Here is a 7,320-nt window from a genome sequence, read left to right on the forward strand (position 1 = left end):
CGCACGCCGCACATCCATTACGCGGTGATCGTGCCCGGCACCGGGCGGTTCGTGACGCAGATGTACGTCGCGGGAGAACCGCTGAACGCCCGCGACGGCCTGCTGAACGCCATCCGCGACCCGCAGGCGCGCCGCAGCGTGATCATCCCTTTGACCGCGGCGGACGGCCTCGAGGCGGGCGCCGTCCAGGGCACCTTCGACATCGTCCTCGACCTTTGATCCTCCGTGGAGGATCGGTGTCGGCTCTCCACACCGGTGAGCGGCCCGATCCACCAAGCCGACACCGCCTCAGAGGACGTGTTCGCTCGGCAGATGCGGCGGTTCGGCGACCGGCGCGGGGCGCGGCACGGGCACATGCATCGGGGCGGGCCGTGTCGAGGCCTGCCACAGGTCGAGGAATGTTCCGAGATGTGGCCGGTCGACGCGTTCGCGCACGAGGCACTCCACCAAGCTGTCGACGCTGGCGTTGTGCCCGGCCGGGTCGGTGCGTCCGGTGAGCAGCGCCCAGCGGACATAGGCGGCGTAGAGGGTCAGCACGTCCGACTCGCAGTAGGCCCGAACCTTTTCCAGCTCGCCGCGCGCCATCATGTCGGCCACCTCGCTGCCGTGGCCGCCGATCTTGCCGGGCAGGCCGATCAGGTCGGCGATGTCCTGCAGACCGATGCGCTGTGAGGCGCCGTAGTCGGCGACCTGCTCCATCAGGTCGCAGTTGAAGTCGGGCTGGTAGCGCTGGGTGTAGCCGTTCCATTTGTCGCCGGTTTGGAACCACGCCGGCACCGGCACGCCGTAGACCATCGCGCGCAGGCGCAGCACCGGCAGGTCGAAGCCGCGCCCGTTCCAGGTGACCACACGCGGCAGCGTCCGGGCGAAGTGCTTCCAGAAACCGCGGATCAGCCGCTCCTCGTCATAGTCGAGGTCGCCGCCGGAGCGGCACTCGGTGACACGGTAGCGCTCCACCCCGGAGGACCGGTCGATGGCCGCCTCGACGAAGCTGATCGCCACGATCTGATGGCAATGCGGCGGCGGGAACTTCTCCGCCGGCCAGTCCGCCGGAAGGATCTGGCGGTCCGGCATCGTCTCGATGTCGAGGCAGAGCAGGGTGTCGTGGTGCATGGGGCCTCCGGGGTGCGCCGGCGCCATGCTCCTCAAACGATCGGGGAAGCACAACGGACAAATGACCGCTCCGCGTCGCTGCGGGGTTGGCGCTGCGTGGACGGCACACCGCGACGTTCACCAGCGGAGCGAGCCGCCCGATGGTGCCGCCGAAGGCCCCGATGCGATGCTGCGTCGATTGGGGCTGGGTCCGCGGTGCGGCCATTGCGGAATGAGGCTTGGTCCTCATCGAACTCGTCTGACGGAGCCGCGTCAGCCGGCTCCGGATGCAAAACGCTGCCGTGTCAACGGGCACACCAATCGCGGCGCGGCGTGCCGTCCGCAGGCTGGGTCAACGCCGCATCGACCAGGATACGCTGCAGGTCGACGCCATCGATGAGCACGACGGCCTCGACATCATTGGCGTCGACATCTCGTGGGGCGCAGAAGGCCACCAGCCGGGCGTTCCGCAGGGTGAGCACGATCGTGGTCTGAGCCAAGCGGGCGAGGAACCGCTCGGTGGAACACTGGCCATCGGGCTGGGGTCCTTCGACACCGCGCGGGTGAACGCTCACCCAGCCCCGGTCCGGAACGAAGGCGGGGATCCGGCCGTCGCTCGTGACGTCGATGGGCTGGTGCCGCCAGGACTGGCACGTGATGGCCTCCCGGCCCATTGCGGGAGCGGCGGTCGTGAGCCCCAGAACGGCAAGGCACAAAAGGCGGCGGTTCATCAGCGGCACCGATCACCATCAACGACGCGGAGCGGCATCCGCAAGATGGGGCTGGATGCATCCCCTTCTTCCCATCGTAAGCCATACGGGAAAAAGCGTCTCCGCCGAATCCATCTGCGGGCGCGCGGTGTGAAGGGCATGTCCGCGCCGGGCACAACGTCGGCGACCCGCTATCCGGCACGGCGGACATGCCGGAGCCTGTGGCCGGGACATCCGAACGATCCGGCGCACGGGAAACCGCGGTCCCCGCGGCGACTTCACAATGAAGATCGCAGGACGTTCGATGGGGGAACGGATGGAGGAGCGTCTGTCGCCCTCCGAGAAAGGTTGATCCCACCACCCACCGTCCAGCACCGAGTCCGGCGTGAGGGCCGACGGAACGGGTCTCGACACCGCAACCGGCACCCCATCGGTCTATCGCCCGTTCCAATCCTTGCCCACCCTCGTCCTGTCGAACGGGACGTCCGTCGCCGGCGCTTCGGAGTCGAGGGGATCATCGTTGGCGGCCTCACGGAAATACTGCGTGATGAACAGCCGAATCGCGGCGCTGACCGACAAACCCGCCGGACGCTTCCGGGCGGCCTCGGTGCAGAGGCTGTCGACGCCTTGGCGCTCCCGTTTGGAGATTTCCCGCAGCGCATCCCAGAGCGCATCCTGAAGGCGGATGGTGGTTCGCCGACCGTCGATCCTGATGCTGCGGCCCGGCGTAAGGGCGACGCCCCGGTTCACCTGCCCCAGCGCCGCCTTCATCATCGGCGACTGCGTCTTGCCGACCCGCTGGGACGGCTCGCTCCTCCGGCGGTTCGCTTTCTTCCCGGTCCCGTCCCGGTCGTCGTTGCCGGGTGCGGTCAACATCTCATCGTTCATGGCTCAGCCCTTGGTAGGCGAAGACGCGACAGGTCGGCACCGTGGCGGCTTGCGACCGCTGCGGTGCCTTCCCCGTGTGGGTCAGGGACCGATCGGCGCATCGGCGCCGGCCGTCCGGGATTGAGGGAAGATCCTTTTCGCGAGATAGGGGACGCTGAACACGATCACCGCGTAGACGAGCCCCCACCCGTAGGCCTTGGCGAACAGCAGACATCCCATGACCGCCAGGCCACCGAAAATCCGGCTTGCGGCGGTGCGCCCGAGGGCCACGTAGACCGCACCGCTGGCGAGATACAGCAGGAAGAAGTTCTGCCCCGCCGTCATCAGCAGCGTTTCGAGCGAGACGATCCCCGCGGCCTGCGCGACCAGCACCGACCCGAAGATCAGCGCCATTCCGCCGACCGCGGCCCGCGGCGTACCGCTTCCATTCACCGTGCCCAGGCGGAGCGAGGCCGGCGCCCATCCGCGGCGGCCGATGTCGAACAGCAGGCGCGATGCCGCCCAGCAGGCGCCGTTCAGGTTCACCACGATGATGCCGGTCACCAGGACCGCGACCGCCACGCCCGGAACACGCCCGCCCGCGAGGTTCTCCACCACCGCGAGGAACGGCGCGCCGGCGAGTTGTGGGCTGTCGAGCGGCACGAGGGCCTGCACCGCCGCCGAAATGCCGAGGTAGAGCCCGGTCACCACCACGAAGCTGAGCACCACGGCGATGGGGAAGTCGCGCTTGGGGTTCTTGAACTCCTCCGCCGTGAAGGCGAGCATCTCCCAGCCCGTGAAGGCGAAGAAGGCCAGGGCCGCCCCGCCCCACAGGCCGGACAGCGACGGCGAGCCCGCGCGGAAGTCGATGGCGCCCCAATGCGGGACCGCGCCCAAGGCCACCGCGATCAGGCAGGCGGCCAGCACCATGACCACGATGTCCTGAAGGCGGCCGGCGAACTTCGCGCCGGCCCAGGTGGCGAGGAGACCGGTGCCGAGCAGGACCGCTCCCACCGCGGCGGTCAGCGCCGGCGCGGTGGCGGAGTCGGTCCCGAGTCCCTGGACGATGTAGGTGGCGCCGGTCAGCGCGATGGCCGGGATGCCCAGCGCGAAGGTGCCCAGCAGCAGGTAGGACGTGCCGATGGCCGCCCAGGGAAAGGCCTCCGCGACGAAACCCGACACGCCGCCGGCGGAGGGGAAGCGTCGGCCCAGGCTGGCGAAGACCACCAGGAGCGGGGCGACCACCACCGCGTCCAGGCACCACGACCAGAGGGCCCAGCCTCCGGCTTGCTGATAGACCAGGCCGGGGAGCGCCAGCATGCCGGCACCCACCACGATGCCGATCGCCAGCGTCACCGCACCGAAGAGGCTGATGGTCGGCCGCAGGGCGTTGGCGTCAGGAGCGCTCATTGGCGATGATCCTCTCRTGGTGGAAGGGRGCCAGACCGGCATCCTYGGGAACGTCGAAGACGGCGGTCACCCGGTTGCCCACGATCACGGTCGGGACGCTCTGCCGTTCCAGGATCGCGCGGGGAAAGGTCGTCTCRTGCCAGGGGCACTTGATCGAGCCGGTCTTGTGGTTGCCGGTGCCCAGGAACAGCGGGCCGCCGCGGTGGGGGCACTTGCCGCTGCACAGCAACGGCTTGTGCCCTTCGTGAGCGAGCAGGAAGTAGTGGGTCTCGTCCACGAGCACGCCGTTGTGTTGCGTGCGGTCGAATTCGACGACTCTCATGCGGCCAGCCCCAGGCCGGCGGCCTTGCGGATGCGGTAGGAGCARGTGTCGGAAAGCACCTTGGTGCCGTGCAGGCGSCCGCCGGGAATGACGATGGACTGCCCCGCYGCCAGTTCGATCGAGTGCARSGGGCCGACGGTGAACTCGACCGCRCCTTCGGTGACCTGGAAAAGCTCGGCCTGRTCGTGGATGTGCAGCACCGAAACCTCGCCCTTCGGCTCGGTGAACGTCAGCACGTCGGGGCCGGACCACATGTCGGGATGCGAGGAGCAGAAGTCGCCGGCCATGGGCGCCTTGAACAGCCGATCGCCGAACGCGAGCTGGTCCATCAGATCCTTGTCCGCGAGCGTCTGGAGCAGCTTGAACTCCTCGAAGCCCCGCACGACGTCCGCCAGGATCCAGTCGCCGACCCGCTCGACCAACGGCRCGATCACCCGTTCCATCGCCATGCGGCCGTGGTGRRCGTCGATCTCGTGGTGYTCRTCGAAATAGCGGGTGTCCACCTCGGCGCCGAAKATCCGGCGCAGCATCTCGGACTGCTGGCGGTTCGCTTCGGCAAGCGTCGCCTCCGTGTAGAGRAGMGCACCGACATAGCGGCCGAAATGCTTGTGGTTGCGCGACACGAGGTGGAAGTAGTTCACCAGCGCCAGCGACGACGGCAGGAAGAACTGCCAGTAGGCGTGGGGMCGGTGATCCAGCCCGCGGCTCTTCAGGGTGGYCTCGAAGATGGTGGAGTGCTTCGACGYCGGCACCCCRTAGCCGTACTCGTCGATCAGGATCGTGAAGAGCCCCGACTGCGCCGGCCCGTAATTCCCCAGGACATTGCGGGCCATGGCCGARGCYTCGGTGATGAAGTCGGACGAGAGCTGAACCAGGAACTCGTCGGCGGCTGTGGCCGGATTGCGCGCCTCAAGGATGGCGCGCACGACCGCGCTTTCGCCGGTGTTGGCCTGCGCCAGAGCATGCTCCGCGTAGGCGCGGAACGACGGCATGGTCCAATGGCCGGAGGTTTCGATCTCCTCGTCCAGAAAGCCGAACAGCTGGTGCTCCAGCCCGGGCCGAAGCCGTTCACCAAGGCATTTCAGATCGTCGTCATAGAAGGCGGCGAACGCCTCGCGGCGAGGCCGGTCCATGGTTTCCGGCAGGAACAGAAGCTCGGCCTCGTAGATCGTGGTGAGCAGGCGCTGCCCGAACAGAGCGGCGTTGGTGGCGATCTGCGACGGAGCGAGCTTGACGGTCAGGTCGATGGTCGCGGCGTCCTGCCGGCGGAGCGGACGGAGGAACGGGTTGTCGTCGTTCAGGAACGACGTCGGCTGGCCGAACAGGGGATGGGACGAAAACAGCGTGGCGAGACCGTTCAGATCAGCGCGCGAAACCTCGTGGCGCCGGCAGGCGACAGCATTACCAGACATTGCGGACTACCCTTCGTCATGGTCGCGATGACGAAGAGGCTACAAATCGGAATGTCCAGTTTGACCCATCAATACGTCCAGCGGTAACGTCAATTTGCCGAAATATGTCCAGTGGTGCGGAGTTGATGGTGGGGCAACAGCCTGGAGATGTGGATATGGTGGACGAGCTGATTCTGTGCCACCTGGAAGCGGACGGCCGCCAATCCGTTCAGGAACTGGCGCGCAAGGTCAACCTCTCGCGCAGCGCCGTCTACGCCCGCATCCAGCGCCTGGTCAAAGCCGGCGTGATCGCCGGCTTTACGATCAGGCGCGGCGTCCCCGTGCCCAAGCCGGTCGTATCGGCCTATATGATCCTGTATCTGACGGGCCCCATCTGCGAGAAGGTCGCGAAGGAGATCGAGAAAATCCCGCAGGTCAAGCTCAGCCAGTCCATCGGCGGAGAAATCGACATGATCCTGACCGTGGAAACCGGCAGCCTCGAGGATCTCAACGACGTACGGGGCCGGATCGAGGCGATCAAGGGCGTGGTGCGGGTGAACACCTGCGTGATTCTGAAGGAACGCTTCAACCGTCTCCGACGCTGACCCCGGCCCGTCAGTTTACACGCGATATGGTGATTACGAACTTCGGCTTGATCCGCTCTCGATCGTTGTTCTCACGTTGGAGCGGCGCAACGGCCTGCCGGTTGTAGGCGACGACGAACACTTCGGCGGCCCTGCCCAGGGTTCTGGCGCGGGTGGACCGGCAGCGATCCGCAAGCATCTCGAACGTMTCGTGCAGGCTTAGGCCTTCCAATCGACAGATTTCCTCCAARATYACCCATACCGTACGATTCAACTCCACTTTTCGAACGGCTTTCCCAATACRGATTGGGCGAATTTCACGACCCACCAGCCAAGAAGCTTCGTCCGTTAACTCCAACTCTGAATCTKGAGTGGGCTTCACTGCCATATAGGATCGCTTCCCCTTGGAAACTGCGCCCGCACCATAGCGCGACAGCATATGGGCAATCTACCATACCGCGATGAAATGGCAATATCGCGYAATTCGGTTGATTTCAAAAAAACAAAAGTTCTTGAGGTTGAATATGTTGTGGATTTTGCCCACGTAACGTCCTCTTTGCTGTCCAATTCAGCAACGCCGACCGCTGYAGGATTATCCCGCAGGGGCGTCTGCGGTCGCTCCGGGCCGCTTTCATTGAATGGTCCAAGCCTGCGAGCGGCCAGCCATGCCGCATCCCGACGAATTGAACGACCGCCGACACGCGTAAAATAAATCCTTTTGTCGACAGWCACTTACACCATACGGACGCCGCAGMTTCTGGGTTTCTTTGGACGTCCCACCCGCTTCAGGTCGGATGACGGCGGCGGTCGTTCCGCATGGTGCTGCAGGAGCATGGGCACGAAACGGGATGCAGGCACCGGTCAACTCTCGAACGAGGCACTCCTGGATCTCGAAGTCGGTCGGCGCGGCGACGCGCGCCAAGGCGGAGGCCGCTCCGACGATC

General features: G+C 66.1%; 8 protein-coding genes. 2 read left to right on the forward strand and 6 right to left on the reverse strand.

What is annotated here, in order from left to right; genetic code table 11:
* A partial coding sequence (locus AC1DVI_RS31640) for a dioxygenase family protein (RefSeq protein WP_476961351.1) occupies positions 1-219 on the forward strand: 219 nt, incomplete at its 5' end.
* A gap of 69 nt (positions 220-288) precedes the next feature.
* Here the strand turns inward: AC1DVI_RS31640 and AC1DVI_RS31645 are convergent.
* From AC1DVI_RS31645 to AC1DVI_RS31670, 6 genes are all read right to left on the reverse strand, one after another.
* Positions 289-1,113: a 3'-5' exonuclease gene (locus AC1DVI_RS31645; RefSeq protein ID WP_476961352.1), complete on the reverse strand. Its 825-nt coding sequence runs from the start codon at positions 1,111-1,113 to the stop codon at positions 289-291.
* Positions 1,114-1,397: 284 nt separating this feature from the next.
* Positions 1,398-1,823 carry a hypothetical protein gene (locus tag AC1DVI_RS31650; protein ID WP_476961353.1) on the reverse strand — a complete coding sequence of 142 codons (426 nt, stop codon included), beginning with the start codon at positions 1,821-1,823 and terminating at the stop codon, positions 1,398-1,400.
* Positions 1,824-2,237: 414 nt separating this feature from the next.
* Positions 2,238-2,675 carry a ribbon-helix-helix domain-containing protein gene (locus AC1DVI_RS31655; RefSeq protein ID WP_476961354.1) on the reverse strand — a complete coding sequence of 146 codons (438 nt, stop codon included), beginning with the start codon at positions 2,673-2,675 and terminating at the stop codon, positions 2,238-2,240.
* A 96-nt stretch (positions 2,676-2,771) separates the two neighbouring features.
* Entirely contained in the window at positions 2,772-4,079 is a 1,308-nt protein-coding gene (locus tag AC1DVI_RS31660) for an APC family permease (protein ID WP_476961355.1), read from the reverse strand.
* Positions 4,066-4,401, reverse strand: coding sequence for a Rieske 2Fe-2S domain-containing protein (locus AC1DVI_RS31665; protein ID WP_476961356.1), 336 nt, complete (start codon positions 4,399-4,401; stop codon positions 4,066-4,068). The genes AC1DVI_RS31660 and AC1DVI_RS31665 overlap by 14 nt, the downstream gene beginning before the upstream one ends.
* Positions 4,398-5,813, reverse strand: a complete 1,416-nt coding sequence (locus AC1DVI_RS31670) for an iron-containing redox enzyme family protein (protein WP_476961357.1) — start codon at positions 5,811-5,813, stop codon at positions 4,398-4,400. The genes AC1DVI_RS31665 and AC1DVI_RS31670 overlap by 4 nt, the downstream gene beginning before the upstream one ends.
* Before the next feature lie 155 nt (positions 5,814-5,968).
* Here AC1DVI_RS31670 and AC1DVI_RS31675 point away from each other — a divergent pair, with 155 nt between their 5' ends.
* A complete protein-coding gene (locus tag AC1DVI_RS31675; RefSeq protein WP_051141069.1) occupies positions 5,969-6,397 on the forward strand; it encodes an Lrp/AsnC family transcriptional regulator in 429 nt (142 codons plus the stop codon).
* Positions 6,398-7,320 lie beyond the last annotated feature (923 nt).

The sequence above is a fragment of the Azospirillum sp. P4_B5 genome (assembly GCF_056402275.1).

Coding starts and splice junctions, on each gene's coding strand:
- AC1DVI_RS31645 (WP_476961352.1), bottom strand. CDS start 1,113: ATGCACCACGACACCCTGCTCTGCCTCGACATCGAGACGATGCCGGAC.
- AC1DVI_RS31650 (WP_476961353.1), bottom strand. CDS start 1,823: ATGAACCGCCGCCTTTTGTGCCTTGCCGTTCTGGGGCTCACGACCGCC.
- AC1DVI_RS31660 (WP_476961355.1), bottom strand. CDS start 4,079: ATGAGCGCTCCTGACGCCAACGCCCTGCGGCCGACCATCAGCCTCTTC.
- AC1DVI_RS31675 (WP_051141069.1), top strand. CDS start 5,969: ATGGTGGACGAGCTGATTCTGTGCCACCTGGAAGCGGACGGCCGCCAA.